This window comes from Arthrobacter sp. YAF17, from assembly GCF_052113365.1.
GTDB lineage: Bacteria > Actinomycetota > Actinomycetes > Actinomycetales > Micrococcaceae > Arthrobacter.
On the sequence record NZ_JBFRDB010000007.1, the window covers coordinates 1 to 26,467 of the forward strand.

At 67.7% G+C, this 26,467-nt stretch carries 24 protein-coding genes and 1 pseudogene; 9 read left to right on the forward strand and 16 right to left on the reverse strand.

All coding sequences use genetic code 11. The features are described 5' to 3' along the window. Positions 1–654: 654 nt before the first annotated feature. The 3 genes from rpsN to rpmB are packed head-to-tail and all read right to left on the reverse strand — an operon-like array spanning position 655 to position 1,368. The gene (rpsN, locus tag AB4Y67_RS07475) at positions 655–960 is read right to left on the reverse strand and encodes a 30S ribosomal protein S14 (protein WP_026266887.1); all 306 of its coding nucleotides are present in this window, start codon (positions 958–960) and stop codon (positions 655–657) included. A gap of 4 nt (positions 961–964) precedes the next feature. Then, positions 965–1,132 carry a 50S ribosomal protein L33 gene (gene rpmG, locus AB4Y67_RS07480; RefSeq protein WP_011693743.1) on the reverse strand — a complete coding sequence of 56 codons (168 nt, stop codon included), beginning with the start codon at positions 1,130–1,132 and terminating at the stop codon, positions 965–967. Continuing rightward, entirely contained in the window at positions 1,132–1,368 is a 237-nt protein-coding gene (gene rpmB / locus AB4Y67_RS07485; RefSeq protein ID WP_011693744.1) for a 50S ribosomal protein L28, read from the reverse strand. The genes rpmG and rpmB overlap by 1 nt, the downstream gene beginning before the upstream one ends. A 480-nt stretch (positions 1,369–1,848) precedes the next feature. On the opposite strand from rpmB, the gene AB4Y67_RS07490 reads away from it, so the two are divergent. From AB4Y67_RS07490 to AB4Y67_RS07500, 3 genes are all read left to right on the forward strand, one after another. Beyond that, the gene (locus tag AB4Y67_RS07490) at positions 1,849–3,288 is read left to right on the forward strand and encodes a ferredoxin reductase family protein (protein WP_441405154.1); all 1,440 of its coding nucleotides are present in this window, start codon (positions 1,849–1,851) and stop codon (positions 3,286–3,288) included. Continuing rightward, positions 3,285–3,809, forward strand: coding sequence for an FMN-binding protein (locus AB4Y67_RS07495; RefSeq protein WP_441405155.1), 525 nt, complete (start codon positions 3,285–3,287; stop codon positions 3,807–3,809). Before AB4Y67_RS07490 ends, AB4Y67_RS07495 begins: the two co-directional genes overlap by 4 nt. Before the next feature lie 73 nt (positions 3,810–3,882). Next, positions 3,883–4,641 (forward strand): FAD:protein FMN transferase, encoded by a 759-nt coding sequence (locus tag AB4Y67_RS07500; RefSeq protein WP_441405278.1) that lies wholly within the window; start codon positions 3,883–3,885, stop codon positions 4,639–4,641. Here AB4Y67_RS07500 and AB4Y67_RS07505 read toward each other — a convergent pair. Genes AB4Y67_RS07505 through AB4Y67_RS07515 form a run of 3 tightly spaced genes read right to left on the reverse strand, consistent with a single transcriptional unit; the run spans position 4,638 to position 7,808 of the window. Continuing rightward, on the reverse strand, positions 4,638–5,399 hold the full coding sequence (locus AB4Y67_RS07505; RefSeq protein ID WP_441405156.1) for an SGNH/GDSL hydrolase family protein: 762 nt from the start codon (positions 5,397–5,399) through the stop codon (positions 4,638–4,640). The two genes, AB4Y67_RS07500 and AB4Y67_RS07505, sit on opposite strands and share 4 nt — an antisense overlap. Positions 5,400–5,452: 53 nt before the next feature. Then, positions 5,453–7,270 carry a glutaminase A gene (glsA, locus tag AB4Y67_RS07510; protein WP_441405157.1) on the reverse strand — a complete coding sequence of 606 codons (1,818 nt, stop codon included), beginning with the start codon at positions 7,268–7,270 and terminating at the stop codon, positions 5,453–5,455. Between the two features lie 49 nt (positions 7,271–7,319). Further along, positions 7,320–7,808 carry a MarR family winged helix-turn-helix transcriptional regulator gene (locus AB4Y67_RS07515; RefSeq protein WP_441405158.1) on the reverse strand — a complete coding sequence of 163 codons (489 nt, stop codon included), beginning with the start codon at positions 7,806–7,808 and terminating at the stop codon, positions 7,320–7,322. A gap of 102 nt (positions 7,809–7,910) precedes the next feature. Here AB4Y67_RS07515 and AB4Y67_RS07520 point away from each other — a divergent pair, with 102 nt between their 5' ends. Next, complete coding sequence (locus AB4Y67_RS07520) at positions 7,911–8,198, forward strand: YciI family protein (RefSeq protein WP_441405159.1); 288 nt, start codon at positions 7,911–7,913, stop codon at positions 8,196–8,198. A 29-nt stretch (positions 8,199–8,227) separates the two neighbouring features. On the opposite strand, the gene AB4Y67_RS07525 is transcribed toward AB4Y67_RS07520, so the two are convergent. The 9 genes and pseudogenes from AB4Y67_RS07525 to AB4Y67_RS07565 all read right to left on the reverse strand — a co-directional run bounded on the left by AB4Y67_RS07525 (position 8,228) and on the right by AB4Y67_RS07565 (position 20,877). Beyond that, entirely contained in the window at positions 8,228–9,064 is an 837-nt protein-coding gene (locus tag AB4Y67_RS07525; protein ID WP_441405160.1) for an SGNH/GDSL hydrolase family protein, read from the reverse strand. 402 nt (positions 9,065–9,466) lie between these two features. Beyond that, positions 9,467–10,546, reverse strand: a complete 1,080-nt coding sequence (locus AB4Y67_RS07530) for a siderophore-interacting protein (protein WP_441405161.1) — start codon at positions 10,544–10,546, stop codon at positions 9,467–9,469. Further along, on the reverse strand, positions 10,543–11,379 hold the full coding sequence (locus AB4Y67_RS07535) for an ABC transporter ATP-binding protein (protein ID WP_441405162.1): 837 nt from the start codon (positions 11,377–11,379) through the stop codon (positions 10,543–10,545). The genes AB4Y67_RS07530 and AB4Y67_RS07535 overlap by 4 nt, the downstream gene beginning before the upstream one ends. 1 nt (position 11,380) lies before the next feature. Continuing rightward, complete coding sequence (locus AB4Y67_RS07540) at positions 11,381–12,487, reverse strand: FecCD family ABC transporter permease (RefSeq protein WP_441405163.1); 1,107 nt, start codon at positions 12,485–12,487, stop codon at positions 11,381–11,383. Then, on the reverse strand, positions 12,484–13,557 hold the full coding sequence (locus AB4Y67_RS07545; protein ID WP_441405164.1) for a FecCD family ABC transporter permease: 1,074 nt from the start codon (positions 13,555–13,557) through the stop codon (positions 12,484–12,486). Before AB4Y67_RS07545 ends, AB4Y67_RS07540 begins: the two co-directional genes overlap by 4 nt. Positions 13,558–13,567: 10 nt before the next feature. Further along, complete coding sequence (locus tag AB4Y67_RS07550) at positions 13,568–14,659, reverse strand: iron-siderophore ABC transporter substrate-binding protein (RefSeq protein ID WP_441405165.1); 1,092 nt, start codon at positions 14,657–14,659, stop codon at positions 13,568–13,570. A 226-nt stretch (positions 14,660–14,885) separates the two neighbouring features. Next, positions 14,886–18,365, reverse strand: a complete 3,480-nt coding sequence (locus tag AB4Y67_RS07555; protein ID WP_441405166.1) for an ATP-binding protein — start codon at positions 18,363–18,365, stop codon at positions 14,886–14,888. 230 nt (positions 18,366–18,595) lie between these two features. Then, positions 18,596–19,426, reverse strand: a pseudogene (locus AB4Y67_RS07560) (DUF4194 domain-containing protein); the annotation flags it as partial. Positions 19,427–19,428: 2 nt separating this feature from the next. Next, on the reverse strand, positions 19,429–20,877 hold the full coding sequence (locus AB4Y67_RS07565; protein WP_441405167.1) for a DUF3375 family protein: 1,449 nt from the start codon (positions 20,875–20,877) through the stop codon (positions 19,429–19,431). 153 nt (positions 20,878–21,030) lie between these two features. On the opposite strand from AB4Y67_RS07565, the gene AB4Y67_RS07570 reads away from it, so the two are divergent. The 4 genes from AB4Y67_RS07570 to AB4Y67_RS07585 all read left to right on the forward strand — a co-directional run bounded on the left by AB4Y67_RS07570 (position 21,031) and on the right by AB4Y67_RS07585 (position 25,094). After that, entirely contained in the window at positions 21,031–21,441 is a 411-nt protein-coding gene (locus AB4Y67_RS07570) for a PepSY domain-containing protein (RefSeq protein ID WP_441405168.1), read from the forward strand. A 188-nt stretch (positions 21,442–21,629) separates the two neighbouring features. Then, positions 21,630–21,968 (forward strand): hypothetical protein, encoded by a 339-nt coding sequence (locus AB4Y67_RS07575; protein ID WP_441405169.1) that lies wholly within the window; start codon positions 21,630–21,632, stop codon positions 21,966–21,968. A 64-nt stretch (positions 21,969–22,032) separates the two neighbouring features. After that, on the forward strand, positions 22,033–24,045 hold the full coding sequence (locus AB4Y67_RS07580) for an acyl-CoA dehydrogenase family protein (RefSeq protein WP_441405170.1): 2,013 nt from the start codon (positions 22,033–22,035) through the stop codon (positions 24,043–24,045). 167 nt (positions 24,046–24,212) lie between these two features. Continuing rightward, a complete protein-coding gene (locus tag AB4Y67_RS07585) occupies positions 24,213–25,094 on the forward strand; it encodes a TIGR04086 family membrane protein (protein WP_441405171.1) in 882 nt (293 codons plus the stop codon). On the opposite strand, the gene AB4Y67_RS07590 is transcribed toward AB4Y67_RS07585, so the two are convergent. Next, entirely contained in the window at positions 25,091–25,471 is a 381-nt protein-coding gene (locus tag AB4Y67_RS07590; RefSeq protein WP_441405279.1) for a YchJ family protein, read from the reverse strand. The genes AB4Y67_RS07585 and AB4Y67_RS07590 overlap by 4 nt on opposite strands. Before the next feature lie 279 nt (positions 25,472–25,750). Between AB4Y67_RS07590 and AB4Y67_RS07595 the strand changes: the two genes are divergently transcribed. Further along, entirely contained in the window at positions 25,751–26,449 is a 699-nt protein-coding gene (locus AB4Y67_RS07595; protein WP_441405172.1) for a hypothetical protein, read from the forward strand. Positions 26,450–26,467 lie beyond the last annotated feature (18 nt).

A 26,467-nucleotide genomic window follows, 5' to 3' on the forward strand; every position in this document is an offset into this window, starting at 1 on the left:
AAAATTTGAAACCAGCTGTAAAAAAAATTTGAAACCAGCTGTAAAAACCAGACCACACCACGGGGTGGCGCAACCTGGTCAATTCAACCAATTCAATACAATAAATTGGTATCAACAAACTTGGCACACTATTGAGTTCTCAAACAACAGACACACCCGGCACCACCACAACMTCAGCCGTAGATCGCTCCGGAGCAACTTATCTAACTTACCCGAACCCGGAAGCCTAAGCAAATCAGCGTTACCGCGACTCACAACTCCACAAGCAGGATCCCCACCCGAAATCAGCGCGTAACTAACCGCGCCATTTTCCAGGCTGTTCAGAAGGGGGTCGGTCGCTATCTTTCCGCATCAGCGGCGGCGACTCGAACAACAATACACGCCCCCAGCACCCGGCACAAATCCACCCCCACCACCCCACCCACACCCCCAAAAACCCCGCCCCCACACCGAAACCAGTCACCCAAAGAAGCCCCCGCTGGCCGAAACCACACCACCCGGCTTTTGTGCCGTGCGTCACCCGCAACAGGCCCGCGCCCAGACTGCCGCCCCGCAACAAGCCAGCCGCCCGCCGTCGGGCCTTAAAGGCAAAAAGGGCCGGCAACCAAACGGTTGCCGGCCCTTCTTCAAGCCACTGGCTTCAGGAGTGCTGAATTACCAGGAAGACTTCGTGATGCCCGGGAGCTCACCGCGGTGAGCCATGTCGCGGAAGCGAACACGGGAGATGCCGAACTTCTGGAAGGTACCGCGCGGGCGGCCATCGATGATGTCGCGGTTACGCAGACGTACCGGTGAGGCGTTGCGGGGCAGCTTCTGCAGGCCGAGGCGAGCGGCTTCGCGAACTTCGTCGGTCGAGTTGGGGTCAACCAGAGCCTTCTTCAGTTCGAGGCGCTTTGCAGCGTAACGCTCGACGATGACTTTACGCTGTTCGTTCTTAGCGATCATTGACTTCTTAGCCATGTGTTTAGCGCTCCTCTCGGAATTCGACGTGCTTGCGGATGCGGGGGTCGTACTTCTTCAGAACCATACGGTCCGGGTCGTTACGACGGTTCTTGCGCGTCACGTAGGTGTAACCCGTGCCCGCGGTCGACTTGAGCTTGATGATCGGACGTACGTCCTTGTCCTTAGCCATTAGAGCTTCACTCCTCGTGCCAGGATGGCGGCTACGACTACGTCGATGCCACGCACGTCGATGGTCTTGATGCCACGTGCAGAGACCTGCAGGGTGACATTACGGCGCAGGGACGGAACCCAGTAGCGCTTCTTCTGGATGTTCGGGTCGAACCGACGCTTGTTGCGTCGGTGCGAGTGCGAAATGCTGTGTCCAAAGCCCGGCTCGGCTCCGGTCACCTGGCAGTGTGCTGCCATGACGACTCTCCTCAAAAATAAACGAAACGGTTGCGGAGTTCCCGCTTAACCGTGCGACAGGCGGCGTTCACATCCAGCACCCACAGGTTTCCGATAGTCCCGCAGTGCGCTGCAGACGGCGTAAACCGGCTGCCTTCAACACTGCGGCGAAGATTTGTGGGCCACGGTCACGGGCGGCGGAACCTTTCGGAAAGCCACTGCGAAGTACCGGGATGCTGGGCGAATACAGGAGTGCACGCAACTTGAGCCCCTAACTACCGGCCTTCAGGACTGCCAATATTGCAGACAGATCCCGCCAACCGGAGCAATTGCACACGCTCCGCGCCACCTAGCGCCTACCAAGTCTACGAGCTTGACGAATTAAAGGCCAATCCGGTTTCCGGCGGTGTATAAGGGGCACCCGCCGGTCCGGACCGAAGTCACAACGGCACCCTAGCGGTTTCACAGCCAATTGATAGGCGCCGGGCGGACCGTGGAGCCATGAACTCCTCTCTCCAGCTGGCTGTGCCCGCGACGCGGAACCGGGCTCCCGTGGGGCCGCCGTTCCGCCGCCAGGCCCGGAGCCGCCTGCTCCGGGCGGACCTGCTGACCGTGATTGCGTGGGCTTCGGTGTCCTTTGCCGTGGCGCTGTGGCTGGCCGACGGCGGCGCCGCCGGCTTCTCGACGCCCGCCGGCTCCTTCACCGCTTTGGGGATCGTCGCCGGCCTGATCGGCATGGACCTGGTCCTGCTGATGTTGCTGCTGGTGGCCCGCACACCGCTGATCGACGGCGCGGTGGGGCATGACCGCGCCCTTGAATTCCACCGAAAACTCGGCAAACCATCGCTCTACCTGCTCCTCGCGCACGGAGCCCTGGTCGCGATCGGTTACGGCATAGCGGAAGGACTCGATCCGGTCGGCGAGCTCGTGGCGCTCTGGCTCCTGGTCCCCGACATGTGGCTCGCCATCGTGTCCATCGGATTGTTCATCGCCGTCGTGGTCACGTCTGTGGTGACGGTCCGACGCCGGCTGCCGTATGAGTTCTGGTACGTCGTCCACCTGTTGACGTATGCGGCGGTGCTGACCGCGATACCGCACCAGTTCAGCGTCGGCGGCCTCTTTGCCGAGGGCACCTGGCAGCGCTGGTACTGGCTCGCGATCTGTATCGCCACCGGCGCCGCCCTCGCCCACTACCGCGTGCTGGAGCCGCTGGTGGCCACGGCCCGGCACCAGCTACGGGTGAGCCGCGTGGTCCCGGAGGCTCCCGGCGTCGTCAGCATTGAACTGACAGGACGCCACCTCGACGAACTGGCGGGCAGCGGCGGACGGTTCTTCATCTGGAGGTTCCTCGCCCCGGGGATGTGGTGGCATCCGCACCCGTTCAGCCTCTCCACGGAGCCCGTGCTGTTCGATTCCTCGGGCCGGGGCAGGCTGCGGATCACGGTGCGCAATCTCGGCCACGGCTCGGCGCAGCTGACACGGCTGAAGCCCGGGACCTCGGTGGCTATTGAGGGACCCTATGGGCTCTTCAGCACGGCGGCCCGCAGCCGGGACCGCGTCGTGATGATCGGAGCGGGGATCGGAATCACCCCGATCCGGGCCCTGCTGGAGGGCACTCCCTTCGAACCGGGCAACGCTACGGTGCTTCTCCGCGGCCACAGCGAGGCGGAACTCTATCTGGGGGACGAAGTCCTGGAACTTTGCCGCCGCCGCGGCGCGACCCTGTTCCATCTCACCGGCCCCCGGAGCGCGGGCGAACACAGCTGGCTGCCGGAACCGGCAGTCCATTCAGGACACCGCCTGGCCAGTTACGCCCCGGACATTGCCGACGCCGACGTCTATATCTGCGGCCCGGACGCCTGGGCACGCAGCGTGATCAGTGCAGCCCGCGCGGCAGGTGCCCGCGAAGAACAACTCCACTACGAAAGGTTCGACTGGTGAGAATACGAGCAGCGGCTTCCGCAGCATTGGCCTCCGCCGGGATCCTTCTGGCGGGCTGGCAGTCCGGCGCGCACGTCGCAGAGACGGGGAGCACGGCGGCGGCCACGTCGGCCGCCACCTCGTCCGGGGCAGCGTCCGGGACGTCGTCTGGTCCGGGAGGGAGCAGTACCAGCGGATCGTCCGGGTCCAGCGGATCCTCTAGTTCCTCGGGGACGGCCGGAAGCGCCGGGGCCGCGGCGCAGGCCGCCGGAACGTTCGCCGGCAGTGCGGTCCAGACCCGTTTCGGCACCGTTCAGGTGCAGATCACCGTGAAGGCCGGTGCGATCACGGACGTGACGGCGCTGCAGTTGACCGACAACGACCGCAAGTCCGTGCAAATCAGCAACCGGGCCGCGCCGCTGCTGCGTGCCGCCGTCATCAAGGCCCAGTCCGCCCAGGTCCAGACGATCAGTGGCGCCACCGTCACCAGTGCCGCCTATCTAACCTCGCTTCAGGGAGCCCTCGATGCAGCCAACCTTTAAGCCTTCGCCCGCCGGGCACCCGGCACGCAGTGCCCCCGACGTCCCGGCCCTGAGGAGCAGGACCTTCCAGTGCATGGGGACGGTCATCAGTCTCGCCGTGCCGGTCGGCGAAGCGCAGGCTGACGAGGGCCAGGTCCTGGAAGGCGCCACGGCCGCCGTCGAACGTGTGTTTGCCGGCCTGGACGAAATGTTCAGCCTCTACCGCCCCGATTCCGAAGCGAGCCGGCTGGCCAGGGGCGAGGTCACGCTCCGGGAGGCGTCGGCGCCTTTCCGTGCCCGCTTTGCGGAAGCCACTGGGTGGGGGCTGCTGACGGAGGGGTTCTTCACCCCCGAACGGCCCGACGGCGTGCTTGACCTCTCCGGAATCATCAAGGGTTACGCGATCGACCAGGCAGCGACGGCACTGCAGGACATCGGCGTCGAGGACTGGTGCCTGAACGCCGGGGGCGATGTCCTGGTGAACGGTTCGCCGGCGCCGGGAACCGGGTCACCGTGGCTGGCCGGCGTCGTGGACCCGCTGGATCGCGGGGCGCTGCTCTCGGCCCTCCCCCTGGGCGGGACGGGCCGCTTCGCCGCCCTGGCGACGTCCGGGACCGCGGAGCGTGGAGACCACATTTGGCGGGCCGGAGTAGGACGCACGGAATTCCGCCGCTCCGAGTTCCGCCAGGCGTCGGTGGCGGCCTTGGACATTGTCACCGCGGACGTGCTGGCGACGGCCATCGTCGCCGGCGGGAGGCCGATGCTGAACTGGGCCACGGACAGTTGGGAAATCGAAGTGCTCGCCGTGCTCGGCAGCGGGGAACTGCTCGCGACGCCGGGATTCCGGGCCTAGAGGTGCGTGAGCCGGGGGTAACGCGGCGTGAGGCCGTCCCCGGACGACTTGCCCGTGACCCGGCGGACCACCCATGGGCCGGCGAACTCGCGGACCCAACGGGCGTTGGCGCGGAGTGCCTCTGCCCGGCCCAGTTCCGGTACCGGGGTCATGGGCGGGACATCGATCGAGTGGTCGTGCTCCAGGACGGTGAGGACACGCTTGGCCATGTTGGCATGGCCGGCGGGAGACATGTGCATCCGGTCGGTCGCCCACATTCCCCAGTCGTAGTACTCGCTGAAGCGCCAGTAGTCCACCAGGAGGGCGCCGTGGTCGCCGGCGATGCCGCGGACCAGTTCGTTGTAGATGGCGGTGCGGCCGCGCGTCGTGCCGAAGATTTTCGAACCGCGGGAATCGAAACCGGTGAACATCACGATGGTTGCGCCGGTGGCCTTGAGCTTCCGGATTCCGGCGTCGTAGTCCACCAGGAGGTCGTCGATGTCGACCTTGGGCCGGAGGATGTCGTTCGCGCCGGCGTAGATGCTGACGACGGTGGGTTTCAGGGCGACGGCGGCATCGATCTGCTCGGCCATGATCTGGCGGATCTTCCGGCCGCGGATGGCAAGGTTCGCATACCCGAAGCCCGGGTCGGCGGCGCCGAGCTGCTCGGCCACCCTGTCCGCCCAGCCCCGGACACCGTTGGGGCGGGTGGCGTCGTCGTCGCCGACGCCTTCCGTGAAGGAATCTCCAAGGGCTACATACCGGGACGTGAAATCCATGGTTCCAGTCTGCCAGCAGTTGCCCCAAGCAAACAAAGCCGGGCGGCCGGCCGCTACTCGCGGATCCGGACCGCCGATTCACGCAGGTACTGCTCGACACGGGTGTAGGCGTCCCGGGTCAGGGCCTTCCAGAGGGCGATGGCCAGGCGCGGGTCGGTGCTTTCCAGCTCGGAAATTGCCTCCGCGCTGAGCACCATCAGCTCCACGGGTCCCATGGCCCGGACCGTGGTTTCCTGCCGGCTGCCGCTTCCCAGCGCCAGTTCGCCAAACGTCATGCCGGCGCTCAGGGTGTTGAGTTTGACCCGCGCGGCGCTGGGTCCCGGGGAGGTGCTGCTGACCTTGCCCCTGGTGATGAAATAGACCCCGCCGAACCGCAGCCCGACGCGGCGGATGACGTCGCCGTCGTCGAATGATTTTGGGCTCATGAGGGCTTCCAGCGCGGCGGCGTCGGCCGCGTCCAGCGGCGACAGGGCAGGCGACGCGGTGACCGGCACGTGGTCCGGCAGCAGCAGCCGGTTCCCGTAGCGCTCGAGCAGGCGGTTTTCGCAGTATTCGACGGCGGCGTTACGGCTCGCGAAGGACGCCACCGGGTGTTTTGCGGACGGACCCAGGTTTTCGGCCACCGACCCGTCGGCCTCGATCAGCACGAGTTCCCGTCCGGCGCCGGACAGCCCTTCCCGCGACATTTCCAGCATGCGCAGGGCGACGTCGCTGACCTGGTCGGTGCGGCGCAGGTCCAGGACCACCAATTCGACGTCGTCCTCAAGGCTGCTGAGCTCCCGGACCATGGATTCGGTTCCGGCGAAGAGCAGGTCGCCGTTGAGCTCGATCACACGGGCACGGTGGCCGTGGCCGCGGAGGACGTCGGCGGCCTCGTCGTTGCGTCGGATGCCCGACGGCGTCTCGGTCACGTCGTAGGCGGCGCGGATCGCGGAGCGGCCGGTCCGGGCAGCGCGGACGAAGTGCAGTTCCATGTCGCGGGAGAGGCGCTGGGCGGTGGCGAGGCCGCGGACGCTGCTGCCGTGCTCATCCAATGGGGGCGAATAGACGGCCAGGCCTACCTGGCCGGGCAGCACGGCGATGATTCCGCCGGCCACACCGCTCTTTCCCGGCATGCCCACGCTGCTGATCCACGCACCGGCGTCGTCGTACATGCCGGAGGTCATCATGACGGACAGGACGCGTTCCACCGGGCCGATCCCCAGCACCTGTTTGCCGCTGCGCGGATTCCGGCCGCCGTTGGCGAGGGTCGCTGCCATGATGGAGAGGTCGAAGCAGTTCACCAGGACGGAGCACTGGCGGAAATAGTCCTCAAGGACCGGCGTCGGGTCCTCTTCAATGATGTTGAACGAGCGCAGCAGGTACGCGAGCGCCGTGTTGCGGTGCCCGTGCTTGAGTTCGGATTCGAAGACGCTCTCGCTGACCGAGAGCTGACGGCCCGCGAAGGCGGAATACGTGCTGAGGATCCGTTTGAAACCGGACTGGCCGCCGGATCCCCTGATCAGTGAGGTGGCCGTGAGGGCGCCGGCGTTGATCATCGCGTTGGCGGGCCGGCCCGTTCCTTCGGCCAGGGAGATTTCGTTGAAGGAATCCCCGGACGGTTCCACGTCCACTTTGGCGTCGACTGCCTCGTTGCCGAGGTCCTCGAGGGCCAGCCCGTACGTGAAGGGCTTGGAGATGGACTGGATGGTGAATTCCTCGCGGGTGTCCCCGATCTCGTAGACCATGCCGTCGACGGTGGCGAGGGCGATGCCGAAGTTTTCCGGGTCGACATTGGCCATGGCCGGGATGGTGCTGTAGGGCTTGCCGTCCTTGAGCTCAGCGATCTCGGCGTGGATCCGGCGCAGGTAGCTGTCGATCGGCGATTCCATAGTGCCAACACTAGGCGACGCCGTGTGGGGCGGGGCGGTGGGCCGGCCGCTAGGCCTGCTTGCTTTCCCGCAGGATCCAGTGGTCCTTGTCCAGGCGGCCCACGATCTTCTCGCCAATCCGGGCGAGGTCGGCGACGTCGTCCTCGCTCAGGGCGTCGAGGAACAGCGAGCGGACCGCCTCGACGTGGCCCGGGGCGAGCTCCACGATGGTCTCCATCCCCGCGTCGGTGAGGTGCGCCGTCGTGACCCGGGCGTCCCCCGGGTGCGGACGGCGCTCCACCCAGCCGCGGGCCTGCAGCTTGGTGACCACATGGGAGAGCCGCGACAGGGAGGCGCTGGTGCGCGCGGCCAGTTCACTCATGGGCAAAAAGCGGCCGTCAGCCTCGGAGAGCATCGCCAGGACGTTGTAGTCGAAGAGGGAGAGCTTGCGCGCGTGGTGCAGCTGCGTGTCCAAGGCTGCCGGAAGCAGGGTGTTGATGCTCACCTGGGCCAGCCAGGCCCGGCGTTCGTCGGCATTCAGCCAGCGCGTGTCAGTCATGGATACAGTCTAGGAGACTTGAAGATTGACGGTTCAACTTCGCAGGATTCCGTGACGGAATTTTCCCGTCTGTGCGCGGAGGGCAGGCGGTAGGCTGACCGTATGTATGTTGTGTCCTTGACCTACAAGGTCCCCGAAGAGATCGTTGACTTCCATCTCCCGGCCCACGTCACGTGGCTGCAGGATGCCTTCGACCAGGGCATCTTCTTGGTCGCGGGCCGGAAGATACCGCGCACAGGGGCGTTATTACTGTCCAACGCGGACCGCGGCGCCCTGGATGCCTCGCTGGCCAAGGATCCGTTCTATGTCAACGGTGTGGCCGAATTCGACGTCGAGGAGTTCCACGCGAGCCGGGTGGCCGCGGGCTACGAAAACCTGCTGGACAGCTGAGCCGGCAGCCCCGCGCTGAAGAACGCAGTTCAGGCAGCGGGGATCTTGGCGGTCAGCTTCTTCAATCCGGCCTTTGGCGGGACCCTGACAGGCTCCGGCCAGCGCGGGGTGAGCTGGTCCCCCAGCGTGACGCCCCGGAGCTTGCGGCCGAAAAGCGGCAGGACCCAGTCATGGACCCAGCGGCGCTGCCGGCGTTCCCAGCCCCGGAGGCCAAGTTTCGCCGGCGGTTCCCAGTCCTTGGGCTTGACCTTGTGCGGAACCCCGAGCTGGTCCAGGACCTGGCCGGCGAGATACTTGTGGCCCGCCGTGGACATATGCAGCCGGTCTGAATCCCACATCCGCGGATCGTAGAACGCTTCGAGACACCAGTAGTCCACCAGCACGGCCTCGTACCGCGCCGCCACTTCGCGGACCCGCTGGTTGTAGACGGCGTTCCGTCTCTTGAGGGGTTCCAGCAGCGCCGAGACCCTGACGTCGAAGCCGGTGAAGAGCACCACCGTGGCCCCGGTGGCGGCCAGCCTGGCGACGAGGAACTCGTAGTCCTTCATCAGCGCGTGGATGTCGGTGCCGATGTCCAGGATGTCGTTCCCGCCGGCGTAAAGGGTGACCAGCGTCGGTTCCATGGCCAGCGCCGGTTCCAGCTGTTCCGCGATGATGTGCCGCAACCGCTTGCTGCGGATGGCGAGGTTCGCATACTCCCACCCCGGATCCGCCCTGGCCAACCGCTCCGCCACCCGGTCCGCCCAGCCGCGAACCCCGTTGGGCAGCCGGGCACTGTAGTCCCCCACCCCCTCGGTGAAGGAATCCCCCAGGGCAACATAGACCCGCCGCCCATGGGCGCCCGGGGCAAGAAGGTTTTCAGCCATGGCCCCACGCTATCCAGCCCACCCGGCCAGCAGGGGACAGCAGGGTAAACGGCAGGAACACAATGCCGTGCAGACCGCACGACTCCCGCAGGAGGCCCTCAACGAAACAACGCGGAGTCACCTACGGCCCATCCCGGCGGGGATTATGGGCGGTAAGTGACCCCGCGTTGCAGTTGACGGAGGCGGAGCGCAACGGTGACCTGACCACACGTCCGGCGCCGGACGAATCAAGAAGGTGACCCGACCACAAGGCCGCTGCCGGTGCTTTGCAAAGGAGCGCATCGCCGACTAAGGCCGCCCGCGGCCGCAGGAGGTGTCTAAGCGACGGCAAAGCAGCGGTTGCGGCCGAAAGCCCGGCAGGACCTGCGGGAACAGTTGGAGCAACAACTGCGGGAGCGTCGCCTACAGCTCGGCCTTCCCCTGCCGCCAGTACCCCATAAACGCGACCTGTTTCCGGTCAATCCCCACGTCCCGCACCAAGTACCGGCGCATCTCCTTGACCACCCCAGCTTCACCGGCGATCCAGGCGTAGAACGGCATGGCCCCGGCGGGCTTGTCCGGATTCCGGCTGGCGCTTATCGCAGCGGCGTCCATCCGGGCCGGGGTCTCCCACAGGATGTCGCGGTCCACGTTGACGTCCTCGGGCTCAGGCCCGGCGGCCGGCTCCGGGGTGGCGCGGAGCCCCACCCAGCCCGGGAGCGTGACGGCGGCCCGGACCGCCTCCTGCAGCAGTTCGCCGTGGGGACGCGACCGGCCGATCGCCGCACCGCGCGCAAGCCAGGTGATCTCGACGTCGGCGGCTGTTGTGATGCCCTGGAAGTCGCCGGCTTCCGGGACCTCCAGGATGGCGTGGCCGCTGACGTACGGCGGCAGGCTCTCAAGGATGGCGCTGATGGCGGGGACGGCCGTCTCGTCTCCGGCCAGCAGGATCCGCTGGGCCAGGCCCGGACGCCATTCGATCCCGGAGTAGGTTTCGGCCGTGGCGCAGTGCGCGGCCCGGTTGTTGGGTCCGATCAGGGTCAGGGTGTCGCCCGGTTTGGCATTGAGGGCCCAGTTGGCTGCCGGTCCGCCGTGGCCGGCGTCGTCAAAGTGCAGCACGAAGTCGACGTCGAGTTCCGGGTAGACGGCGTCGAGGCGTTCCTGCCGCACGGTGTAGGTGCGCATGGAGCCGCGGGTCGCAGGATCCATGGCCAGCCACTCGCGGTACCAGCCGGTCTGCTCCATCCGGAACTCCGGCAGCGGCAGCGTGGTGCCATCGGCGGCCAGCGAGGGGATCATGAGTTTGATGCGCAGGTCCAGGGTGCTGCCGCTGACACCGAAGTCCCGCAGCGAATAGCCGCCGAAGGTGACGCGCCGGAAGTTGGGGCCGAGCTGCTGGACCGCCGTGACCTGGACCTCGAAGGCCAGGGTCATGGGTTCCGTGGCTGGCGGGCTCTTGAGGGCCGCCGGGGTGGGTTCCGTTGCGTGGTTCTTGGCAGTCATGGGACCAGCTCCAGGGTTGTGGTTTGAGGGGAATCAGAGAAGTGGCGGCCCAGCGGGATGATCAGCGGAGCGCCGGATACCGGGTCGGGGAGCACCCGGGACTCGAGGCCGAACACGTTGCGGACCAGTTCCTCGGTGACCACAGTCCGGGCGGCTCCTTCGGCCACGATCCGTCCGCCCTTCATGGCGATGATGTGGTCCGCGTACCGCGCGGCGAGGTTGAGGTCGTGCAGCACAATCGCCACGGTGGTGCCTCGCTGCCGGTTGAGGTCCGTGATGAGGTCCAGGACCTCCACCTGGTGGGTGAGGTCCAGGTAGGTGGTGGGCTCGTCCAGGAGCAGCACTTCGGTTTCCTGGGCCAGGGCCATCGCGATCCACACCCGCTGCCGCTGCCCGCCGGAGAGCTCGTCGACGTTCCGTCCGGCGAGTTCCAGCGTTTGGGTCGCGGCCATCGCCTGCTGCACGGCGCGTTCGTCCTCCGCCGAGCCGCCTGCAGGCCGCGCCCGGAAGAAACCCTGGTGCGGGTAGCGGCCGCGTCCCACGAGGTCCCGGACGGTGATGCCGTCCGGTGCCGTGGGGTGCTGCGGGAGCAGGCCCAGGGTGCGGGCCACTTCACGGGCCGGACGGCTGTGGATGTCCCGGCCGTCCAGGGTGACGGTGCCGGCCGCGGGCTTAAGCAGCCGGGCGAGGCCCCGGAGCAGGGTGGATTTGCCGCAGGCGTTGGCGCCGACAATCATGGTCACCTTGCCCTCGGGGATGTCGGCGCTGAGTCCCTCGATCACGGTCCGCTGATCGTATTTCAGCGTCAGGCCGGAGGTCTGAAGGGTTGCCATCTCAGGCGTCCTTTCGGTTGGAAGTGACGAGCAGCCAGAGCAGGAACGGGGCGCCGAGTGCACCGGTGATGACACCGACCGGCAGGACCGTTCCGTCCAGCAGCAGCGGTGCGATATTGGCAGCGACGTAGTCGGCGCTCAGGACGATCAGGACTCCGGTCAGGGCCGACGCCGGCAGGCTGGCTTTGCGGACGAACCGGCGCGCGATCGGCCCGGCGAGGAACGCGACGAACGCCACGGGCCCGGCAGCCGCCGTCGCCGCCGCGGCGAGTCCGACGGCGGTGATCACGATGGCCAGCCGGGCCGCGCCCACCCGGACGCCGAGGCCCGCGGCGGTGTCGTCACCGAGTTCGAGGATGCGCAGCGGGCCGGCCAGGAGCGCGACGGCGGGAACCAGCACCAGCAGTGCGATGCCGAGGACTCCGGCCCGGTCCCAGGTGGCGGAGTTGAGCGAACCGTTGAGCCAGACCAGGACGTCGGCGGCGGTGCGGATATCCGTCCTGGTCAGCAGGAAGCTCACCACGGCGTGGAGGGCCGCGGCGATGCCCACCCCGGCCAGGATCAGCCGGCTGCCGGCGGCGTCGCCCCGCTGCCCGCCGGAACCGAACGATCCGCTGCGGGAGATGGCGTAGATGAGGGTGGCCACGGCCAGCGCGCCGGCGAAGGCGGCCCCCGAAACCATGGCGCCGGTGGCTCCGAAGACGACGATCGCCGTCACCGCCGCGGCGCTGGCGCCGTAGCTGATGCCGATCACGTCCGGGCTGGCCAGCGGGTTGCGGAGCATGGTCTGGAACAGCGCACCGGACAGCCCGAACGCGGCGCCGATCAGCGTTCCGACGACGGCGCGCGGCAGCTTGTGCTCCATCACGATGAAGCTGGCGCCGGGGATCTTCTCCCCACCGGTAAGGTGCGCGCCCAGGATCCGGAAGAAGTCGGGGATGGTGACGGTGTAGCTGCCCAGGAGCACGCTCGCGGCGAAGAGCGCGACGACGGCGAGGGCCAGGAAAGCGGTCCTCCAGTGTTGCCCTATCAGTTTTGGTCGCTCAGCCGCGGTTTTGGCGACAGTAAGTGATAGGTCAACGGGGGTTTTGGTTTCGGCGAGTGTCATAGCCCGGCCCCCTTGCCGCGCCGGACCAGCCAGACGAACACCGGGGCACCGATGAGCGCGGTCACGATCCCGGCGGGGACTTCACCCGGGAGCAGGATGACGCGGCCGATCACGTCGGCGGCCAGCAGCAGGGCCGGGGCCAGGATCAGCGAGAACGGCAGAATCCAGCGGTAGTCGGGGCCCGTGAGGAAGCGTACGGCGTGCGGAATGACGAGGCCCACGAAACCGATCGGCCCCGCCAGCGCCGTGGCAGATCCGCAGAGCAGGACGATGCCCAGGGCGGTGACGCCGCGTGCCAGCCCCACACGCTGGCCCAGGCCTCGGGCGATGTCGTCGCCGAGGGCGAGGTTGTTGAGGATCCGGCCGGTGGCGAGCACTGTCGCGGCTCCCAGCAGCAGGAACGGCAGGGCCGGGAGGATCACGGACCAGTCGCGGCCGGCGATTCCGCCCACTTGCCAGAACCGAAAGCGGTCCAGGGTGTCCCGGCTGGACACCAGGATGACGTTCATCAGTGAAAAGAGCCCCGCGCTCAGGGCGGCGCCGGCGAGGGCGAGCTTCACCGGCGTCGCGCCGTCCCTGCCGAGCGACGCGACCAGGTAGACCAGCACCGCGGCGCCCGCGGCGCCGGCAAACGCGAACCAGATATAGCCCGTCAGCGAGGACACACCAAACACGTAGATTCCGGTGACGACGGCAAGCGCGGCCCCGGCGTTGATGCCGATGATGCCCGGGTCCGCGAGGGGGTTGCGGGTGACACCCTGCATCGCGGCGCCGGCGAGCCCGAGGGCGCCGCCCGCGAGCAGGCCCAGGACGGTGCGCGGAATCCGGGCGTGGACCACGGCGTGGTCGCCGTTGGCCGGATCGAACTGGGTCAGCGCCTGCCAGACGGTTTCCAGGGACAGGCCCCGGGCGCCGATCGCGAGCGACGCCGCGGTCACGAGCGCAAGGACGACGACGGCGGCCAGCAGCCAGAAGGCGCGGGGGCCCCGGGCGGGGGCGACCGGAGCCGCGGGCGTCTCCGATGCGGGCCGGGCGGCTGCGGAGGCCGCCGTCGTCGTAAGTGGGCTCATGGTCCGGTGGCTACTTCGCTGCCTTGTCCGCGGCCCCTGCCAGCTGCGGCAGGAAGGTGTCCAGGGACCACGGCAGGCTCAGCGGCGAGGAGGCGGAGATGGACAGCGTCAGGGTGTTGTCCGTGTCCGCGACGAGCGCGCCGGTCTTGACCGCAGGGATCTGCGCCATCAGCGGATCGGCCCGGACGGCGTCGGCTGCGGCGGCGTCGGCGACCCAGGTCACGAAGATGTCCGAGTCGAGTTCGTTGGCCTTCTCGGCGGACCACGGGATGTAGAACTCCTTGGATCCCTTGGAGTTTTCGTCCACGACGGAAGCCTGCGTCATGCCGATGGAGCTGAGGAACCGGGGGCGGTTGTCATTGGCGGTGTAGAGGCCGATCTTCTCGGTGGCCGCGGGGTCCAGGTTGCCATAGATGAAGGTCTTGCCGGCCAGCTGCGGGTACTTCGCGGCCTTGTCCTTGATGGTGGCCTCGGTGTCCGCGACCAGCTTGGTGGCTTCGGCTTCCTTGCCGAGGGCCTTGCCGATGATCGTGGTGGAATCCTGCCATGAGGTCCCGTAGGCCACGTCGGGGTGGGCCACGACGGGGGCGATCTCGCTGAGCTTCTTGTAGTCCTCTTCGCTCAGGCCGGAGTAGGCGCCGAGGATGACGTCGGGGTTGAGCTTGGCGATTTCGGTGAAGTTGACGCCGTCGGCCTCGGAGAACTGGGCCGGGGCCTTGTCAGAACCGAAACCGGCGCCGAGCTTTTCAAGGGCGGAGTCCTTCCACGGGGTGGAACCCTTGTCGTTGCCGCCCCATTCGTTCTTCGGGACGCCTACCGGAACCACGCCGAGGGCAATCGCGACATCGTCGTTGACCCAGGAAACGGTCACCACGCGCTTCGGCTGTTCCTTAACGATCGTCTCGCCAAACGCGTGCTTGATGGTCACCGGGAAAGCGGAACTCGCCGACTGGCTGGGGGCATCCGCCGCGGTCGAGCTTGCCGGACCGGTGGAGCACGCGGTCAGGGAAAGGGCGACGGCAGCCAGGACAGCAGTTGCCTGGCCCGTGGCGCGGAGGAAGCGGCGTCTGGGCAGGGCGGTGCTCGGGGTAGGGAGAGGCATGGGATTCCTTAGGTCAATGATGCGAACCTAAGTAAGGCTAGCCTATCCTTGGACTAATTAAGCAAACCTTTCGTAACGTAATTGCCAAAACGGCACTTACCGCCCCGCATAAACAGCAACGCGGGGTCACCTGCGGCCCATCCCGTCGGGGAATTTGGGCTGCAAGTGACCCCGCGTTGCGGAAGGCCAAACAGCGGGCGGGCCGGAAGAGCAGCCCGCCGTCCGGTCAGCGGAGGACGATGTCCACCGGGTTCGCCTCCGAGCGCCAGGTTCCCTCGGATCCGGGCCGCGAGCCGATCACGGGGGCCGTGAGCACCCCGGAGCGGTTGGTGCGCTTGTCACGCAGAATCTCAGTGACGGAGCCGAGGTGCCGGGACAGGTCGATCACGTTTTCCGGCGCGGCCAGGAGCAGCTGGAACCCAAACTCATGCAGGGCCTTGATGCCGGCGCCGGCGAACTCCTCCGAGGCAAGGACAAAGGCCTCGTCCATCATCACCGTGCCGTAGGTGGTGAAGCCTTGCTCGGCGATGCCCAGCTGGTAGCTCAGCGCGGCGGCCATGATGAAGGCGGTGAAGCGCTGCCGCTCGCCGCCGGACATGGAACCGGTGTCCGCGTGCATAAAGACTTCGGTCTTCTTTGAGCCCTTTTTCGGGCCCTGCACCTCGCGGTGCTCCTTGCACTGGATGAACAGATGTCCGCGGACGTCCAGCACCTCGGCACGCCAGCGCCGGTCCTCGGGCGTCTGCGAGCCCAGCCGCTTCACGAGCGTCTCGAGCGACTTGTAGCGGGTGGTGAGCTCGGCGTCGTCGTCCGTGTCCGGGCCGGCGGCCGCGGCGGACGCCGCAGTCACCGTCTTCCCCGGGCGGGCGTGCCGGACCTTGAGCGCGTTCTGGATGGCGTCCTTGAACTGCTTCGCCGTGGCGGGCAGGGTCTGTTTGATATCGAGCTCCAGGAAGCTGCCCTCGTGGAAGTTCACCTCTGACAGGATCCCGTTCAGCGGCAGGATGCGGCTGGTGATGGAGCGCCGTTCCTCGTCCAGCAGGTGCAGCAGGGTGGAAAAGGATTCGTGCGTGCGCTGGTTGAAGAACTGCCGGAATTCGGCCTCCTGCGCCGGCAGCCCGTCGCTGACGATGGCGTGATATCGGGCCTCGAACTCCCCCGCGGCGCCGATCGAGGTGCCGTGGTCCGCGGAAATCGCCGTTCCCCACTCGCGCACAAAGCCTTCGAAAATGCGGGTAAGCCGCTCCGAGGTGGCCTGCCCGCGGGATTCGGCCGCATGCAGCTCGGCGAGGAGCCGGGTCCGGACCTGGTTGGCGAGGTTGTCCAGTTCGTGCATTTCCAGGATGTCGCTGACGCCACCGAAGGCGGCCAGATACGGCTCCAGCGCCGTGACCGTTTCGTCCGACGGCGGCGACTGCTCCAGGCGCGCCCGCGCGGCGTCCAGCAGCGAATCGGCGGTGGTCAGCTGCGAGTCGACAGCCTTGTACTCGCTCTGCAGCACGGCCGCGGCCTCGGTGCTGGACTGGTGCTTGTGCCGCGCCGCTTCGATGTTGGCGCGCAGCGGTTCAAGGTCGGCCTGCGCAGCGAGGGCGTCCTTGAGCCGCTGCTCGATCCGGGCGAGTTCGTCCGCGGCCACCGCGGCCGACACCTGTTCCCAGGGCCGGTGGTCCTCGGCCACGCGGCGCAGTGCCTCCAGCTGCCGGGTCATCCCCTGGTGCGATTCTTCCCGGCTTTGCGCGAGTTCAGCGGCCTTGGCCAGTTCCTGCTGCAGGTCCTCGACCTGTGCCGCCACGAGCTCCAGCTTGGAGGCGTTGTCGAAGCCCAGGACATAGTCCTGCCGGCCGGTGAAACGGTCGTCCTTTTCCACGGTGTGGCGGTTTCGCTTGACCACACCGCCCAGGCTCAGGCCCTTGTCCAGCCGGGCCAGCTCGTCCGGGTCCTCCACACACGGGTAGGCGAAATCGAGGGCGATCCGTTCCCGGATCCACTCCCCGGCCTCCGCGCCGGGTCCCATGGTGAGGATGTCCAGCTTGGTGAGCAGATCGCCGTCGGCCACGTCCTCCACGGCCAGCGCCCCGCCGGCAAGCGGCTTGGAGATGTCCACCGCGCGCAGCGCACCGCGGACGGAATGGTCGTTGAGGTACCGGGTGACGGCGGCGAAGTGCTCGCCGGGGACCAGCAGCGTCGTGGCGAGGCTGCGCAGCGCCCGCTCGGCAGCCGGCCGCCACTGCTCCTGGCCCTCGGAGAGGTCGATCAGCTCGCCGCCAAACGGCATCTGCTCCTCGGCGACGCCCGTGGCCGCCGCGATGGCGCTGCGGTTCTCAATGCTCGACGGCGGCAGCAGGGACTTGCGCGTCTTGAGCGAGACCAGCTCCTGCTGGGCAGCCGCAAGCTCCCGCTTCCTGGTCGCGTGGCCGTCGAACGCCTCGAAGCGCAGCTCCTTGAGCGCCTCCGAGTCGTCCTTCAGTTCGGCCGAGCGGGCGGCCGCGTGCTCGTGCGCCTGCTCCCAGCCCGCCGCGGTCCACTGCAGTTCCAGGCCGGCGTCGGTTAGTGCCTTGCGCGCCGATTCCTCCACCTGCTGGCGGAGTTTGAGCCCCACCCGGGCGTTCTCGAGCGATTGTTCGATCGCGGAGATCGCGTTGCCGCCCTGGTTGTTGTAGTCCGCCTCGAGCTCGCGCAGGTCCTTGGCCAGGCTGTCCCGGATGCCGCGCTCGGCGCCGAGCTCCTTGGCCTTCGCCTGGGCCAGGTCCTTGAACCGGGCCAGCGTTTTCTCGTGGACGGTGACGGCCAGCTGCTGCCTGTACGCCTCGAACTCCTCGCCGGCGAGCTCCCGGAGCCGGTTCGCGTCGAGGAGGGACTGGGCATAGTCCTTGTTCAGTCCGGGCACGGGGGCCAGTTGGTCGCGCTGCTGCCGGACGTCCTCCAGCCGCTGCCGGATGGACATCAGGTTGCTGAATTCCTCGACGACGTCGTCCGCCGCGGCCAGCGTGGCGGGCGCGTCCAGGACCTGGTCGCGGAAGAAGTTGTTGACGCTGCCGCCGAGGCCCTTGCCGGCCTGGATGACGCGCAGCAGCGGCAGGGCCTGGTCCGAGTTGATGCCGAGCAGGCGCCGGAAACGCTCCGCGAAGGCCTTGTGCACGTCGAAGATCTGGGCGTCCGGGAAGATCGTGTCCAGCGCGGACTTGGTGAAGCGCTTCTCCGCGATGCCCTCGATCGCCGCGAGATCCAGCGGCTTGTTGTCGATCAGGTAGTACCGCCCGACGCTGGACTCCGTGCCGTTCTTGGGCAGGTCGAACAGCGCCGAAACCGTCACCCGGGTGCCCGCGGCGTTGTCGAACGTCAGGGCGACGGCGGACCACGTGGCACCCGGGCGCTGGAACGCGCTGGCCGAGCCCTCGCCGACGGCCTTGTCCCCCACCTTGCCGCGCATGTACGTAAACGTGGTCCGCTTGTCCTCGACCGCGCCGCCCGCGCGCTGGGCCGCCGCCTCGTTCGAGCGCGGCCGGGCATCGAAGACCCGGAGCATCGCGTCGAACAGCGTGGACTTGCCGACGCCGGAGTTGCCCGTGAGCAGAGTGCCGTTGCGGTCCACGTGCATCGTGTGGGCGCCGTGGAAGGTGCCCCAGTTGACCACCTGGACCAGGGTCAGGCGCATTTGGCCGGGGTTGGTGAGCTCGCCCATCGGGAGCATTGTCGCGATGCTCACTTGGTGTCCTCGGCTTCTTCAGTCGTGGTTGCGTCCGACGGYGACGGCGATGCCGCCCCCGCCCCTTCGCCGGACAGCATTCGTCCTGCGGACGATGCTGCCGGCTCCGACAGGCCCGATGCCACTCCCGGGGCGGCATCGCCGTCACCGTCTTCGTTTGTCGGGTCACCTTGGGCGACCGAATCGGCACCGGCGTCGTTGTAGTCGTCACCGTTCGGTTCATCTTCAGCGGCGGAGCCGTCGTCGTCCGGGTCGCCCTCGGTGTCATCTTCCGCCGGAGTTGCCGCGTCGCCATCGAGTTCCAGCAGGGGTTCGGTGCCGGACTGGTCGGTGGAGGCGGCTACCAGGGCTTCGATCTGGGCGGGGATGTCGCCGATATTTTCGAACGGGAGGGCCAGGGGGAGGGCGTTGGAGATCGTGTAGACCTCGTCCAGGCCGGTGGTGAGGAGGAGTTGGCGGGCCAGGAGTTTGGTGATGGCGCGGTTGACGACGTCGGAGTCGCGGAGGGCGTCCTGTTGGCCTGAGGGCTGGTAGTGGGCAACGAGTTCGGCGATTTCCTCGCGCGTGATGGTGGGGTCCGTCTGGGCTGTGACGTGGCGGTCCAGGAGCAGGCGGAGGCGGAGCAGCACGATGGTTTCGACGCGGCTGAGTGCCCGCTGCTGACGCAGGATGCTGGAACGGGTGCTGCCGCCGATCGCCTCGGGGTCCACCGGGCGCAGCACTGCCACCTTGCGTTCGTGGTCCAGTTGGAGGGTCAGGAAGAGTTCGGAGAGCCGGCTGCGCAGGATCAGCTGGTTGTCCAGCAGGGTGGTCCAGAGCTTTTCGTCCCGGCCGCCGTCGATGTACGGGCCCTTGAGGAGCTTCACGAGGGCCTGCCGGACCTTCATCGGAAGCACGCCGGTGTCGCCCGGGAACAGGGCCGCGCCGTCGACAAACGTGTCCCTCGGCGTGACAGTGAAGGGGGCGGCGTGGACGTGTTCGGCGTGGCCGGCCTCAGGCTCCGCGTGGGCGTCGGCGTGCTCCGGCTCAGCAGCCTGCGTGTCGTGAGAAGTTTCAGTCATCTTCAGTCCTTCTTGAGCGTGACCAACGGAAGGTACGCGGTGCGTGTGGAGCCGTCGATCTGTTCGAAGTCGAGAGTGTCCCAGGCCTCGCGGTCAAAGCCGGCGCCCGCGTGCAGGGCGTGGGAGAGCAGGGCGCGGATCGAGTTGATGTGGCGTTCCCCGTCCGGGAGCTGCGCCCAGGCCTCGGCCAGGGTGGTGGCGCCGGCGAACGCGGTCCGGATGGCCTCGGGGCTGGCTTTGCCGGTCCGCGGCGAGCGCACCCGGTCCGAGTCGCTGAAGGCAATAGGGTCGGCCAGCTTGGGCGGGGCCGCAAACTCGTCGGGGTCGAATAGCTTGACCATGGCCAGCGACTCGAAGCCGGCGTTGAACAGCACCGGACCGCGGACCAGCCCCGGGCGCTCCCGTTCGTACGGCAGGGACCGGATGGCCTGCTCGGCCTCCCGCAGGACCTTGCGGAGCCGGACGGACTGGCGGAAGTCGTCGCTCTGGACGTAGGTGTTGAGGCTTTCGCTGAGCTTGCCGTAGATCCGCTGGATCTGGCTGTGCTGGGTCCGGAGTTCCGCCACCAGGTTCTTCAGCGTCTCGCGTTCGTCATGGCTGAGGTCGTCCGCGAACTGCCGGCTGAGCACCTCGCCGATCGCCGACCGGAAGCGCAGCTGCTGCTGCGGGTCCTCGAGGAACGCCGTGAAGGACCGGAAGGTCCTTCCCTCGGGACTTTGCCGGAGCCGCTTGTCCGCTTCCAGCACCTGGGCCATGGTGGCGCCCTTGCTGAGGGACTCCTCGATGATCTGGTTGCGGAGCTCGCCCACCAGCTCTTCGATCCGGTCCCGCATCTTCTTGTAGTCCGCGGGCAGGCTGGCGGCGAGGTCCAGGATGTTCCCGGCGGCCTCCACGGCCTCATCGTCGTCGAGCAGCCCGTCAAAGTCACCCGAGCTGATGTCCTCGATCAGCTGGCGCCGTTCGCCGATTTCCTCTTCAAGGGACTCCAGCCGGGCGCTCTGGTCCGGGTTGGTCTCGTTGGCGAGCTTCTCGACGTCGCCCAGCAGCGTGCCGAGCCGCGAGCCGTTCAGGGTGGAACGTTCGCTGGAGAGGCTGTCGAGGAACGCGAGGACGCGGGCCGCGGGTTCGGTGACTTCGTACACGATCTGGCCGGACTGGTTCCGACGGGTCAGGAAATTCTTCCGGGTCCACTCGTCACCGAACGTCTTCCCGTTGGCCGAGCCGCCCAGCCCGGGGTCCTGGCGCCGGAGCTGCTCCAGGAAGGCGTCGACGTCGGCATGGAACTGTTCCAGCGGAAGCTGCGGCCGGGTTCTCGTAAACGAGGCCTGCAGCACGGCGATCACCCATGGCGCCGAGCGGGTCAACGCCCAGGCGGGACCCTTGGTGAGGAGTTCGAGGTCCCGGAGCCGGGCGCTGATGGCGTCGGCAGAGGACAGGGCGGAACGGGACACGCACTCTCCTTCAGCTGCCGTGGGGTCTGGATGGGGCAGCGGATTCGGAAAAACTGCCAGCTACAAGGTTAACGCAGGCCCCGGTTTGCATTCATCGTTGTGCGCCGTCCGCTTCGGGAGCAGACTATGAACAGCACGTGAGAGGAGCCAGCGATGAGCAAAAAAGCAGTACTGATCACGGGGATAGCGGCGGCGGCCGTCATCCTGGGCGGCGCAACAGTGGCGGTTGCTGCCAGCACCCAGACCGCCGCGCTCCGGCTTCCGGACGCCGGCGTTGCCGCCGCAAACCTCGACCGATCACTCCGGGCGGACACAGCCGAAGCACCCGGGCAGGACGACGATTCCAACCTGCCCGCGCTGAGCACCCAGGATGCGGACAAGGCCGGCAGCGCCGCCCTCGCCAAAGTCGGCCAGGGCACCGTAACCGAGGTGGAACGCGAGAACGAAGGCGGCTCCGCCTACGAAGTGGAGGTGCGGCTGAACGACGGCACCCAGGTTGAAGTCCAGCTCGGTGCCGACTTCCAGGTCCTGAGCCAGGGCGCACCCGAACGCGACGACGACTGATTCACCTGTTGGGCCGGTTGCAACGGGCGGACCGTGAGGTTTCCGCGACCGGTCCGTGACCTACGCCCCGGTAGCATTTCGATCCCGTATCAAGAGCCACGGCGCGGGCTCTCGACTCTGGCTAGCGCTCTTCCCCCACCCTACGCTCGGGCTACTGATTCAGCCGAAGCAACGGTGCAGGAGGAAGAATGCAGTTCGACCTAAGCGCAGTGGAAACAGCAACGCTGGTGTTCATCGGAACGCTGGTATTTGCCCTGGTACTGACAGTGTTCGTGATGACGGCGTCGTTCGCTGCCCTGGTGCTGGTGGGCGTCGGCCGGCTCGCCTGGATCGTTGCGGCAAACATCCTGCTGGGGCTCGTCCACGGCATTAACCACGCCTGGGACCGGCTGGTCCACCACGCCTCCACAGTGGAGCTTCCGGGCGACTTCGGCGGAGACTTCGTCGGGGAAATCGCGGCCGAAATTATGGGCCAACCGGCCCCTAGTACCGGCACCTACCCGCGGGTAGTATTGCGGGACAGCTGAAGGGTCCTCCACCCACGGCGGATCCAGGGCTCGAGCCGGTAACCCCGGTTAGAGGAGATGCCCGATGAGCTCCGCCGTTGAGAACCCAGCCACTGACAATCCGGCCGACAGCCCCGCCGCCGAGGTCCCGGTCCCGGCCGGGACGCTGGGCCACGATGCCACCGCAGCCGACGCGCGGGCCGTCGCCGAAGCCGCCCGCGAGACCAGTTGGGACCGGCCCAGCTTCGCCAAGGGCCTGTACCTCGGCAGCTTCGACCTCAGCCTGATCCACCCCTGGCCGGAAGCCCCGGCGGACGACGTCGAACGCGGGGATGCGTTCATGGCCCGCCTGACCGACTACTGCCGCACCATGTCCGGGCGCACCATTGAGCGCGATGCCCGGATTCCGGATGAATACCTCCGGGGGCTGGCCGAGCTGGGGGTCTTCGGCATGAAGATCCCCCGCGATTACGGCGGACTGGGCCTCTCGCTGGTGTACTACGGACGGGCGCTGGCGCTGCTGGGCTCCGTGCACCCCAGCCTCGGCGCCCTGCTCTCCGCGCACCAGTCCATCGGCGTCCCCGAGCCGGTCAAGGTCTTCGGCACCCCCGCGCAGAAGCGGGAATACCTGCCACGCTGCGCCGCGGGCGCCATCACCGCGTTCCTGCTGACCGAGCCCGACGTCGGCAGCGACCCCGCCCGGATGGGGGCGACCGCTGTCCCCTCCGAAGACGGCGAGTCCTACGTGATTGACGGCGTGAAGCTCTGGACCACCAACGGGGTCATCGCCGAACTTGTGGTGATCATGGCGGTGGTCCCGTCCCGCACCAACGCGGACGGCACGGTTCACAAAGGCGGCATCAGCGCCTTCGTCGTGGAGATGGACTCCCCCGGCATCACGGTGGAAAACCGCAATGCATTTATGGGCCTGCGCGGCATCGAGAACGGCGTCACCCGTTTCCACCAGGTCAGGGTGCCTGCGGCGAACCGGCTGGGCCGGGAAGGGCAGGGCCTGAAGATCGCCCTCACCACGCTGAACACCGGACGACTCTCCATTCCCGGGCTCTGCGTCGGCGCCGGCAGGTGGAGCCTGAAGATCGCGCGCGAATGGTCCAACGCCCGCATCCAGTGGGGCCGGCCGGTGGGCAGGCATGAGGCCGTGGGCAAAAAGATTGCCTTCATCGCGGCCAGCGCCTTCGCCCTGGACGCTGTGTTTGAGTTGTGCGCCGAAATGGCCGACGCCGGGCAGAAGGACGTGCGGATCGAAGCGGCCCTGGCGAAGCTGTGGTGCACCGAGATCAGCTGCCGGATCGCCGACGAGCTGGTCCAGATCCGCGGCGGGCGCGGCTTCGAAACCGCGGACTCGCTCGAGGCCCGCGGCGAGCGTGCCGTGCCGGCCGAACAGCAGCTCCGCGACCTGCGGATCAACCGGATCTTCGAGGGGTCCTCGGAGATCATGAAGCTTCTGATCGCCCGCGAGGCCGTGGACGCGCACCTCGCGGCCGCCGGAGATCTCGCCTCCGAGGACGCCAGCCTGTCCGACAAGGCCAAGGCCGCTGTCGGCGCTTCCGGCTTCTATGCCAAGTGGCTGCCGAAGCTCGTCGCCGGGGCCGGCATGGACCCGCGTTCCTACAGCGACTTCGGCCGGCTCGCCAGGCAGCTTCGCTTCGTCGAGCGCTCCTCCCGACGGCTGGCCCGGCAGACGTTCTACGGGATGGGGCGCTGGCAGGCGAAGCTCGAGCACAAGCAGGCGTTCCTGGGCCGGATTGTCGACATCGGGGCCGAACTGTTTGCCATGGCCGCCTGCTGTTCCCGGGCGGAAATGCTGTTGCGGACCGAGCCGGAGAAGGGGGCTTCCGCCTACGAACTGGCCGAGGCCTACTGCGAGCAGGCCCGGGTGCGGGTGGACGAGTACTTCGACCAGCTCTGGCGGAACACCGACGACGGCGACCACGTGCTCACCCGCAATGTCCTGGCCGGCGACTACGAGTGGCTCGAGACCGGAGTCCTGGACCAGTCCGAAGGCACCGGCCCCTGGATTGCCGACGCAAGCCCCCGCGCTTCGGTCAAGGAGAACCTGCACCGGAGGTATCGCTGACACGAGGGCCTTCCCCCGTTATGCACGCCGCAAACGAATAGTAAGCATCCTTGCTACCTCCCGCTGCCCGTGGTTAGGTGGACTTGAGACCTGCGCGCGGGTCTCCGCCTTGCGGTGCCCGACTCAAACATTGAGCCCGGGTCAATCAGTGAAAGTGAGCATTCCTCATGAGCAGCCCAGCAGGCCCCGAAGACCGCACGCCCCGACGCTCCGGTGACGGGGAACCGGCCGTAAACCACGAGGCCCGGATCCACGACGCCCGGGAGGATGCTGCCCGTCAGGACGCTTCACGCGCCAACGACACGCGCGTCATTCCGACCGGCACCGCTCCCGACGCCGTCACCACCCGGAGCCACGACGCCGTGCGCCCGGAACCGACCCGCGCCCAGGCCGTGACCGCCGAGCGCCACGACGGGACCGGCCGTAACCATGCCGCCGTCGCCGGCCATGACACCGTCGCCGACGAGGTCCCCACCCGGGAAACCGTGGTGGCCCGTGAAAAGGAGCAGTTCGGCGGCATCAAGATCGGCTCGGCCTTCTTCGGCTGGCTCGCCGCCACCGGCATGGCGGTCCTGCTGACCGCACTGGTCGCCGCCGCCGGCACCGCCGTCGGCCTCGCCACCAACACGGACGTCAACGCGGCTGTGAACTCCGCCAATCAAACGGTGGGAATGGTCGGCATCATCGTGCTGCTTGTCATCCTGTTCGTGTCCTACTATTCCGGCGGGTACGTCGCCGGCCGGATGGCGCGCTTCAATGGCGCCAAGCAGGGCTTTATGGTGTGGGTCTGGGCACTCATCGCCGCGGTCATCGTCGCCATCCTCGGCCTGGTGGCCGGCCAGCAGTACAACATCCTGGCCCAGCTCAACAGCTTCCCGCGCATCCCGGTCAACGAGGGCGAACTGACCACCACCAGCATCATCGCCGCAGTGGTGGTGGCCGCAGTGGCCCTGGTTGGCGCCGTTCTCGGCGGAACCGCCGGCATGCACTTCCACCGCAAGGTGGACCGTGCCGGCTTCACCCCGGCGGACACCGTCGAGGAGCGCTAGGCGGTTTCGTCAAGGTAGTACCAGCGGCGGTCGACCCGCAGGAAGCGGCTCGTCTCGTGGTGGACCCCGCGTTCGCCGTCGTGCCGGAAGTGGGCCTTGAACTCCACGGTCCCCTCGGTGTCCAGCGGGCCGCCCCGCCCGGTTGAAATGATGTCCAGGCGCCGCCACTGCTGGTCCGGGTCCAGTTCCAGTGAGGCCGGCCGGGTGTCAGGGTGCCAGGTGCGCAGCAGGTAGCCGGCGTCCAGCACCACGAAGGCGCTGTACCGGGAGCGCATCAGCTGCTCCGCCGTCGGGGCTTCCGCTTCGCCGGCGTGGAAGCGACCGCAGCAGTCCGCGTACTGCTCCCCGGAGAGGCAGGGGCAATGACCGCGGAACAGGGGCCGTTCCGGCTGGGCATTGGACGCGGAATTGGCGGTGGCTGGGGGCGTCACAGTTGTCCTTTCAGGGGGCCGGGCCACGCCGGCCGGGCACCTTCAGACTATAGACGCACAGTTCCGGCGGCGGAGGGGTTACGGACCCATAACAGCTCTGACACGACTCGGCCAAGACTCCGGATGCCTGCGTGTCCACGGAAAAAAGTCCGTATGGTTAAGGGGTGCTGTTGCCCGCCGCTCTTGGCGGGCAACGTCGCGGCAAGGCCGGCAAGGAGAGGTGAAATGGAAGATCCGACAACCATCGCCCTCAACCTGACCTTCCTCGGGACCCTCGGTGTGGCGGCCGTCATGTTCTTCGGCCTCTTCCTCGTTTTTGTGGCCACGCTGGTGATCGCCGGCCTCGGCCGGCTGGCTGCCGTGACCATCATGGCCCTGGGACGCGGGCTTTGGCCGTCCACAGGAAAAGCCGCCCTTGCCGCCGGCCACGTCCAGCGGGACCGCCCGGTCCGGGCCGTCGGAAGCACCCAACACGCCCGGCCGCAGAAAGCCGCGAAACCGGTGAAAGCCGCAAAGGCTGCCAAACCGGTGAAGCCTGAAAAGCCCGCCAAGAAGGAACCCGCCCTGTCACCGGACTGGGCTGCCGCCGTCGCGCAGGCTGATGCCCGCGCCGCCGCCCGTGCCAGGGCGGAGGCTGCCCCGGCCGTCAAGGTCTCGGTCCGCGAACTGCCCAGCCCCGCGGCTCCCGCACGGGACGTGTTGGCCGTGGCACCGCTCGTCGAGTCGGCCACGGACCGGAACGGCCAGCTCGGCACAGTCCCGCCGGCCTTCCGGAAAGCCCCGATGCCCGCCGCGAAGTCCATGCTGGACACCGGCTCGCTGGTCTCTCTACCCGGCCGGCTGCCAGTGCCCCGGAAGCCCCAGTGGACGCCCCAGAACCGCCAGCGGCCCACGCCGCAGGCCCAGGAGCGCAAAGCCGGCTGAGGCCTTACCCCCGGCAGG

Coding starts and splice junctions, on each gene's coding strand:
- AB4Y67_RS07490 (WP_441405154.1), top strand. CDS start 1,849: ATGAACTCCTCTCTCCAGCTGGCTGTGCCCGCGACGCGGAACCGGGCT.
- AB4Y67_RS07520 (WP_441405159.1), top strand. CDS start 7,911: ATGTATGTTGTGTCCTTGACCTACAAGGTCCCCGAAGAGATCGTTGAC.
- AB4Y67_RS07525 (WP_441405160.1), bottom strand. CDS start 9,064: ATGGCTGAAAACCTTCTTGCCCCGGGCGCCCATGGGCGGCGGGTCTAT.
- rpsN (WP_026266887.1), bottom strand. CDS start 960: ATGGCTAAGAAGTCAATGATCGCTAAGAACGAACAGCGTAAAGTCATC.
- rpmG (WP_011693743.1), bottom strand. CDS start 1,132: ATGGCTAAGGACAAGGACGTACGTCCGATCATCAAGCTCAAGTCGACC.
- AB4Y67_RS07500 (WP_441405278.1), top strand. CDS start 3,883: ATGGGGACGGTCATCAGTCTCGCCGTGCCGGTCGGCGAAGCGCAGGCT.
- AB4Y67_RS07535 (WP_441405162.1), bottom strand. CDS start 11,379: ATGGCAACCCTTCAGACCTCCGGCCTGACGCTGAAATACGATCAGCGG.
- AB4Y67_RS07570 (WP_441405168.1), top strand. CDS start 21,031: ATGAGCAAAAAAGCAGTACTGATCACGGGGATAGCGGCGGCGGCCGTC.
- AB4Y67_RS07575 (WP_441405169.1), top strand. CDS start 21,630: ATGCAGTTCGACCTAAGCGCAGTGGAAACAGCAACGCTGGTGTTCATC.
- AB4Y67_RS07540 (WP_441405163.1), bottom strand. CDS start 12,487: ATGACACTCGCCGAAACCAAAACCCCCGTTGACCTATCACTTACTGTC.
- AB4Y67_RS07595 (WP_441405172.1), top strand. CDS start 25,751: ATGGAAGATCCGACAACCATCGCCCTCAACCTGACCTTCCTCGGGACC.
- rpmB (WP_011693744.1), bottom strand. CDS start 1,368: ATGGCAGCACACTGCCAGGTGACCGGAGCCGAGCCGGGCTTTGGACAC.
- glsA (WP_441405157.1), bottom strand. CDS start 7,270: ATGGAATCGCCGATCGACAGCTACCTGCGCCGGATCCACGCCGAGATC.
- AB4Y67_RS07505 (WP_441405156.1), bottom strand. CDS start 5,399: ATGGATTTCACGTCCCGGTATGTAGCCCTTGGAGATTCCTTCACGGAA.
- AB4Y67_RS07580 (WP_441405170.1), top strand. CDS start 22,033: ATGAGCTCCGCCGTTGAGAACCCAGCCACTGACAATCCGGCCGACAGC.
- AB4Y67_RS07515 (WP_441405158.1), bottom strand. CDS start 7,808: ATGACTGACACGCGCTGGCTGAATGCCGACGAACGCCGGGCCTGGCTG.
- AB4Y67_RS07545 (WP_441405164.1), bottom strand. CDS start 13,557: ATGAGCCCACTTACGACGACGGCGGCCTCCGCAGCCGCCCGGCCCGCA.
- AB4Y67_RS07530 (WP_441405161.1), bottom strand. CDS start 10,546: ATGACTGCCAAGAACCACGCAACGGAACCCACCCCGGCGGCCCTCAAG.
- AB4Y67_RS07550 (WP_441405165.1), bottom strand. CDS start 14,659: ATGCCTCTCCCTACCCCGAGCACCGCCCTGCCCAGACGCCGCTTCCTC.
- AB4Y67_RS07585 (WP_441405171.1), top strand. CDS start 24,213: ATGAGCAGCCCAGCAGGCCCCGAAGACCGCACGCCCCGACGCTCCGGT.